Source organism: Intrasporangium sp., assembly GCF_039812505.1.
GTDB lineage: Bacteria > Actinomycetota > Actinomycetes > Actinomycetales > Dermatophilaceae > Intrasporangium_A.
The window spans coordinates 1-6,899 of record NZ_JBDIAQ010000173.1 but is presented as its reverse complement, the minus strand read 5'-3'; the positions used below and the strand labels follow the sequence as shown (position 1 = coordinate 6,899).

The window sequence follows — 6,899 nt, the reverse complement described above, 5'->3', positions numbered from 1 at the left end:
GCGCGTCCGCCTCTCGGACCCGGTCAGGGACGGCTGTCGTAGGCGGCCAGGATCCGGTCGGCGGCGATCGTCGGCGCGAGCCGGCCGGCCAACACCGCCGCGCTCACCTCGGCCCGGACGGCAGCCACGCCCGCGGAGCGCTTGAGCCGCTGGTCGAGCTCGTCGCGCACAAGGGCCCACATGAAGTCCAGCTGCTGCCCGGCCCGCTTGCTTGCCAGACCCTCCGGGCCCAGGTGCTCCCGATGGGCGAGGACCCGCTCCCACACCACGTCGACACCCGCGCCCGTCAGCCCGGAGCAGGTCACCACGGGCGGCAGCCAGCCGGCCTTGTCCCGACCGTGCACGAACCGCAGCGCGCCGGCCAGCTCCCTTGCGGCGACACGGGACTCGCCCTCGTGCTCCTGGTCGGCCTTGTTCACGGCGATGACGTCGGCGATCTCGAGGATGCCCTTCTTGATCCCCTGCAGCTGGTCGCCGGTGCGGGCCAGGGTGAGGAACAGGAAGGTGTCGACCATCCCGGCGACCGTCACCTCGGACTGCCCGACGCCGACCGTCTCGACGAGCACGACGTCATACCCCGCCGCCTCGAGGACGATCATCGCCTGGGTCGTCGCGCGCGCCACCCCTCCCAGCGTGCCCGCGGACGGCGAGGGGCGGATGTATGCCGCTGGGCTGGCCGACAGCGTCGCCATCCTCGTCTTGTCGCCGAGGACCGAGCCCCCGGTCCGGACGGACGAGGGGTCGACGGCGAGCACCCCGACGCGATGGCCGGCCTCGATCAGGTGCCGGCCGAGCGACTCGATGAGCGTCGACTTGCCGACGCCCGGCACACCGGAGATGCCGACCCGCACGGCGGGCGGCCGGTCCGTGGCGGCGTCGCCGGTCCCCGCGACCAGCTGCTCGAGCAGCCGGCGGGCCGCGACCCGGTGGTCCGTGCGTGACGACTCGACCAGGGTGATCGCCCGGGCCACCGCGGCCCGCTCACCGGCTCGGACCCCCGCCACGAGCGCAGCGACGTCCACCTCGCGCCTGCCGGCCCGGGCGACTGCGCCGGGGGCAGTGCGCTCTCGATCGGGAGTGGTGCGCTCTCGATCGGGAGTGGTGCGCTCTCGATCGGGGTCGGGCGGGGGCGTCACGGCTGCAGCTGTGCGGTCAGCTTCTCGAGCAGGTCGAGCGCCGAGTCGGCCACGACCGTGCCGGGCAGGAACACCGCAGCCGCGCCCATGTCCTTGAGGGTCTGCACGTCGTCGGGCGGGATGACCCCACCGATGACGACCATGATGTCCTCGCGTCCGAGCTCGGCCAGGGCGCGCCGCAGCGCCGGCAGCAGCGTGAGGTGGCCGGCCGCGAGCGAGGACACCCCGACGATGTGCACGTCCGCGTCGACCGCCTGCTGCGCGACCTCCTCGGGTGTCGAGAACAGCGGGCCCACGTCGACGTCGAAGCCGAGGTCGGCGAACGCGGTGACGACGACCTTCTGGCCGCGGTCGTGCCCGTCCTGACCCATCTTGGCGACGAGGATCCGGGGTCGGCGCCCCTCCGCCTCCTCGAAGGCCGCGGTCGCCTCGAGCACCTGCGCGATCCGGGTGGCGTCGCTGCGGGACGACTCGTCGCGGTACACCCCACTGATCGTACGGATGACCGCCTGGTGGCGCCCCCACACCTGCTCGAGCGCGGACGAGATCTCGCCGACCGTCGCCTTGGCCCGGGCGGCGTCCACCGCCAGGGCGAGCAGGTTGCCCTCCAGCGAGCCACGCTCCGGGCCCCGCTCGGCCGAGGCGGTGAGTGCCGCGAGGGTACGGCGCACCGCCACCGGGTCCCGCTCGGCGCGCAGCCGTTCCAGGCCCGCGACCTGCCGGCGGTACACCTCGTCGTTGTCGACCTTCAGGACCTCCAGGGGGTCCTCGTCGGCGAGCCGGTACCTGTTGACCCCGATGACCTGCTGGGCACCCGAGTCGATCCGGGCCTGGGTGCGGGCCGCCGCCTCCTCGATGCGCATCTTCGGGATGCCGGCCTCGATCGCCTTGGCCATGCCGCCGGCCGCCTCGGCCTCCTCGATCCGGGCCCACGCCTTCTCGGCCAGGTCCTGGGTCAGCCGCTCGACGTAGTAGGACCCGGCCCACGGGTCGATGACCTCGGTGGTGCGCGACTCCTGCTGCAGGAGCAGCTGGGTGTTGCGGGCGATCCGGGCCGAGAAGTCCGTGGGCAGCGCGATCGCCTCGTCGAGGGCGTTCGTGTGCAGTGACTGGGTGTGCCCCTGGGTCGCGGCCATCGCCTCGATGCAGGTTCGCTGGACGTTGTTGAAGACGTCCTGCGCCGTGAGCGACCAGCCCGAGGTCTGCGAATGCGTCCGCAGCGAAAGGGACTTCGGGTTCTTGGGGTCGAACTGCCGCACCAGCCGGGCCCACAGGGCCCGGGCCGCGCGCAGCTTGGCCACCTCCATGAAGAAGTTCATCCCGATCGCCCAGAAGAAGGAGAGCCGGGGCGCGAAGGCGTCGATGTCGAGCCCGGCACCGAGCCCGGCCCGGACGTACTCGACGCCGTCGGCCAGCGTGTACGCCAGCTCGAGGTCGGCTGTCGCACCGGCCTCCTGGATGTGGTACCCGGAGATCGAGATCGAGTTGAAGCGCGGCATCCGCGCGGCCGCGTAGGCGAAGATGTCCGAGATGATCCGCATGCTCGGCTCGGGCGGGTAGATGTAGGTGTTGCGGACCATGAACTCCTTGAGGATGTCGTTCTGGATCGTCCCCGCGAGCTGCTCCGGCGCCACTCCCTGCTCCTCGGCGGCCACGATGTAGAGCGCCATGATCGGCAGGACGGCGCCGTTCATCGTCATCGAGACGGACATCCGGTCGAGTGGGATGCCCTTGAAGAGGGTCCGCGCGTCGTAGATCGAGTCGATCGCGACCCCGGCCATGCCGACGTCGCCGCGCACCCGCGGGTGGTCCGAGTCGTAGCCGCGATGGGTCGCGAGGTCGAAGGCGACCGACAGGCCCTTCTGCCCGGACGCCAGGTTGCGCCGGTAGAACGCGTTCGACTCCTCGGCGGTCGAGAACCCGGCGTACTGGCGGATCGTCCACGGTCGCGTCGTGTACATCGTCGGGTAGGGCCCACGCAGGAACGGGGTCAGCCCCGGCCAGGTGTCCAGTGCCGTGAGCCCCGCCAGGTGCTCCGGCCCGTAGACGGGCAGGATGTCGATGCCCTCAGGCGAATGCCACGGCGGGCCACTGCTGCTCGAGTATGCCGCTGTGTCCCCTCCCGCCTGCGCAGCCCCGGCTGCGCCGGCCGGCTCGAGCGGAAGGTCGGCGAAGCTGGCCGGGACCGTCGTGCCTGTCGCGCCGCCGTCCATCGCTCCGGGCCGCGCTCGTTCCGCGCTCGTTTCGGCACTCATGCCAGCTTCTCCCTCGTCCGGTTCAGGAAGGACAGTGCGTCCAGGCCCATCGCGGCCGAGTCGTCGACCAGGTCCGCAGCCACGGTCCGGTCGCCAGGCCTGCCCGCCAGGACGACCCACGTGGCGCCGGCTGCACGGAGCGCGGCGATCGCCTCGGTGCCGTGGTCGAGGTAGGCGGCGTCGGTGCCGCAGAGGCACACCACCGGGGGCCTGTCCTGCCCGGCGTAGGCCTGCAGCAGGGGGCCGACTCCGGCGGTGGCTCCTGGCGACACCGTGGGAATCCCTCCTGCGGCAAGGAGGTTCGCTGCGAAGGTCGCTCTGGCGGTATGTGCCGCGACCGGGCCGAGGGTGGCCAGGAACACGGGGCGGGTGGCGGGTTCGTCGCGCAGCGCCTCGAACGCTGCACCGTAGCGACGGACGTCGTGCGCCAGTGGATCCGGGTCACGCTCGGGACGGGTCTGCTCGAGGTCGGGGAACTCGGTCAGGCCGGTGACCGGGCGGGTCCGGTGGGCGATCTGGTCCGCCCGCCTGGTCGCGACGTCGTCGATCCGGGACCGCAGCGACCCGTCGGCCAGCGCCTCCTCGATCCCCCCGCCGGCCTCGATGGCCTGGAACTCGGCCCAAGCGGCCCGGCTCAGCCCGTCGGTGAGCAGCTCGGCGGCATACGCCCCCCCTGCGGGGTCGGCGACCGTGGCCACGTGCGACTCGGCGATGAGCAGCGCGGAGGTGTTGCGGGCGTTGCGCCGTCCCAGGGCACCCGGCAGGCCGAGCGGCGAGTCGAAGGGGAGCACGGTCACTGCGTCGGCACCGCCGGCCCCCGCCGCGAACGCCGCGACGGTCGTGCGGAGCATGTTGACGTAGGGGTCGTACCTACTCATCATCGGCCGACTGGTCACGGCGTGCTGCCGCTGGCCGCCCGCCCGGGCCGAGGCGCCCGACAGCTCGGCGACGCGGGACCAGAGCCGGCGGGCGGCGCGCAGCTTGGCGATGGTCGGGAACTGCTCGACCGTTGCGGCATAACGGAACTCGAGAAGCTGCAGGGCCTCGTCCACCGAGCGTCCACGCCTCGTCAACGCGCGCAGGTAGGCGGCACCGACGGCCAGGGAGTAACCGAGCTCCTGCGCGTCCGACGCGCCGAGGTCGTGGACCACCGTGGCGTCCACGACGAGAGCCAGGGTGCCGTGCTGCTCGGCGAGGGCAGCGACCTCGGTCACGACCCCCGGAGTCTCGTGCTGCGCCACCCCGCGGACGCGCGCCGCGACGGGGTCCGCGCCGAGGTTGGTGCCGTCGGCAGGGGTCGCGCCGGCCAGCGCCTGCGTCAGCGACCGCGCGGCCGCGACCGGGTCGTCGGGGGCATCGACGACGACGGGTGCCACGTCGAGCAGCACGTGCTCGAGCACCGTCGGCAGGTCCGCGGCGGACAGGGGGCCGCCGAGCTCGAGCCACAGCGACGTCACGCCGCCGCCGAGGTCGAGCAGCGCCTCCTCGTTGGTGCGCCTCGGGCCCAGGCCACCGAGGTGGGAACGGACGTCCCACCCGTGCTCGGGCCGTTGCGGCGCCCGGCCACGGGTGAACGGCGCGTGTCCCGGCGCACCGGTCGCCGGGAGGCCGCGGGCCGACGCGGCGGTCCCCAGCGGTGCCACCTCGATGCCGTCCAGGGTGGTGTGGGCCAGCCTCTCCCAGACCGCACCGTCCGGGTCGCCCTCGGACAGCCGGTGAGCCTTGCGCAGCACGGCCGCAGCCGCCCGCTCCCACTCGGCCCGAGTGTGTTCGTCCTGCGGACCTGCCAGCGCGAGGTGGTTCTCGGCAGTCATGCCTCGCAGCCTAGGGGTCCCCCTGCCGGCGGGCCATGTCCCGGGCTGTGCGATGCTTCTCACCCCCAGCCGATGCTCCGGCGCACCGCATGGTCCGCTGGCTAGACTCTGGTGTTCGTGACCATCTCCCCGCCGTTCGACGAGATCTCCGCCACCGTTGCGGCCCTCGAGGACGAGCTGGTGGCGGTCCGTCGCGACCTGCACCAGCACCCGGAGCTGGGGCGCACCGAGGTCCGCACCACGCAGCTGCTGGCGGCGCGGTTCGAGCGGTCCGGCATCCCCGTGCGTCGGCTGCGCGGGAGCGGGCTCATCGCGCACATCGGTCCCGGGCAGCCGGCCCGCACGATCGGGCTGCGTGCCGACCTGGACGCGCTGCCGATCCGGGAGCAGACCGGGCTGCCCTTCGCCTCTCGTACCGAGGGCGTCAGCCATGCCTGTGGGCACGACGTGCACACGACTGCCGCGCTCGGTGCCGCCCTGGCGCTCAAGGCGGTCGAGGACGACCTGACCCTGCTCGGGATCGGCGTCCGGGTCATCTTCCAGCCCGCCGAGGAGGTCATGCCGGGCGGGGCCGAGGATGTCGTGGCGCAGGGCGGGATCGAGGGCGTGGAGCGGATCTTCGCGCTGCACTGCGACCCGTCCATCGACGTGGGGAGCGTGGGTCTGCGGGTGGGCCCCATCACGGCCGCGACCGACCAGGTCGACGTCACCCTGTCGGGCATGGGCGGTCACACGTCGCGGCCGCACCTGACGCAGGACCTCACCTATGCGCTCGCGAAGGTGGTGACCGACGTTCCCGCCGCGCTCTCCCGGCGCCTCGATCCGCGGGCGGCGGCCGCGCTGGTCTGGGGCGCGATCCACGCCGGCGGCGCCCACAACGTCATACCGTCCACCGGGAAGGTGCTCGGCACCCTGCGGATGCTCGATGCCCACGCGTGGGACGGCTCGGAGAGACTGGTCGCCGAGCTCGTCCACGAGGTCGTCTCCCCGTATGGCGTCAAGGCCGACGTCTCGGTCGTCAAGGGCGTGCCGCCGGTCGTCAACGACGCGACCTGCGTGGACGTGCTGACCCAGGCCGTCGACGAGGCCGGCGCCCTGGCCGCGCCGACGCCGCAGAGCCTGGGTGGCGAGGACTTCGCCTGGTACCTGGCCCGGATCCCCGGGGCGATGGCCCGGCTCGGCACGCGAGCCCCCGGGGGCACGACCTACGACCTGCACCGTGGCGACCTCGTCGTCGACGAGGCCGCGATCGGGGTCGGGGCCCGCACCCTGGCCGGGTGCGTGCTCGCCAGCAGCTCTCTCGAGCCCGCCGGCCTCGACAACGTGCGCGATGACGCTCCGGCGCGGCTCGTCGGCCTGGACCGGGTCACGGGCCGCTGAGGAGCGGGCTCGGGCGACGGCAACCGGTCCGTGGGCCGTGCGTGGGTGCGATTGGGATCCCGCCCTACGGGCTGCTAGACTGATCCTTCCGCCGCGAGCCACCGGAGCTGTCAGCGCTTGAGGTTGTCAGCGCTTGAGGTTGCCAGTGATCGGGCCTGTCAGTCGCTGCGACAGTCAGTGGTTGTGACAGTCACCGATTCGGACACCCAACCGCTGATTTGACTCGCGGAGAGCGCGGCGGGTAGGTTTGTGTGGTTGCTCTTGTTGGCTGGGTTGCCGTGTGGTGGTCTGGTTGGTGGGGGTGTCCGATTCTT

General features: G+C 72.8%; 4 protein-coding genes. 1 reads left to right on the top strand and 3 read right to left on the bottom strand.

The annotated features are described in order from the left end of the window. Nucleotides 1-23: 23 nt before the first annotated feature. The 3 genes from meaB to WMI84_RS16025 form a co-directional block, all read right to left on the bottom strand. Nucleotides 24-1,022 (bottom strand): methylmalonyl Co-A mutase-associated GTPase MeaB, encoded by a 999-nt coding sequence (gene meaB, locus WMI84_RS16035; RefSeq protein WP_347354779.1) that lies wholly within the window; start codon nucleotides 1,020-1,022, stop codon nucleotides 24-26. A gap of 110 nt (nucleotides 1,023-1,132) precedes the next feature. Further along, entirely contained in the window at nucleotides 1,133-3,391 is a 2,259-nt protein-coding gene (gene scpA, locus WMI84_RS16030; protein ID WP_347354778.1) for a methylmalonyl-CoA mutase, read from the bottom strand. Next, a complete protein-coding gene (locus tag WMI84_RS16025; protein ID WP_347354777.1) occupies nucleotides 3,388-5,205 on the bottom strand; it encodes a methylmalonyl-CoA mutase family protein in 1,818 nt (605 codons plus the stop codon). Before WMI84_RS16025 ends, scpA begins: the two co-directional genes overlap by 4 nt. A gap of 123 nt (nucleotides 5,206-5,328) precedes the next feature. Between WMI84_RS16025 and WMI84_RS16020 the strand changes: the two genes are divergently transcribed. Next, the gene (locus tag WMI84_RS16020) at nucleotides 5,329-6,585 is read left to right on the top strand and encodes an amidohydrolase (protein ID WP_347354780.1); all 1,257 of its coding nucleotides are present in this window, start codon (nucleotides 5,329-5,331) and stop codon (nucleotides 6,583-6,585) included. The last annotated feature ends 314 nt before the right edge of the window (nucleotides 6,586-6,899 follow it).

What these genes read in the sequence shown, in the direction of transcription:
- scpA (WP_347354778.1), bottom strand. Translation starts at nt 3,391, where the DNA reads ATGAGTGCCGAAACGAGCGCGGAACGAGCGCGGCCCGGAGCGATGGAC.
- WMI84_RS16025 (WP_347354777.1), bottom strand. Translation starts at nt 5,205, where the DNA reads ATGACTGCCGAGAACCACCTCGCGCTGGCAGGTCCGCAGGACGAACAC.